The 367-nt window shown below is 46.6% G+C and carries 1 pseudogene; it reads right to left on the bottom strand.

Annotation, left to right across the window (positions count from 1 at the left end):
* Positions 1-367: pseudogene (locus ABR854_RS25885) on the bottom strand (hypothetical protein); the annotation flags it as partial.

Raw genomic sequence — 367 nt, 5'->3', positions numbered from 1 at the left:
CGCTGTCAACGTTGCTGTCTCTGCATTACACAAGCTGTTTTTATTGCTGCTGATTACTGGAGCTGCTGGACTACTACCTGTTGTGATAACCACTACATTGCTCACGCCACTTTCACCACAACTGTTGCTACATGTGGCTGTGTATGTGCCTGCGGTGCTTACACTGATGCTGCTGCCTGTCGCATTTGTACTCCACTTCAAGCTTCCTGTACAACCTGTCGCTGTCAACGTTGCTGTCTCTGCATTACACAAGCTGTTTTTGTTCGTTGAAATTACTGGAGCTGCTGGGCTGCTGCCTGTTGTGATAACTACTACATTGCTCAATCCACTTTCGCCACAACTATTGATACATGTCGCTGTATAACTT

It is taken from the genome of Emticicia sp. W12TSBA100-4, assembly GCF_040253585.1.
GTDB lineage: Bacteria > Bacteroidota > Bacteroidia > Cytophagales > Spirosomataceae > Emticicia.
Note: the sequence above shows the minus strand (reverse complement) of the source record. Positions and strands in the feature narration are given on the sequence as shown.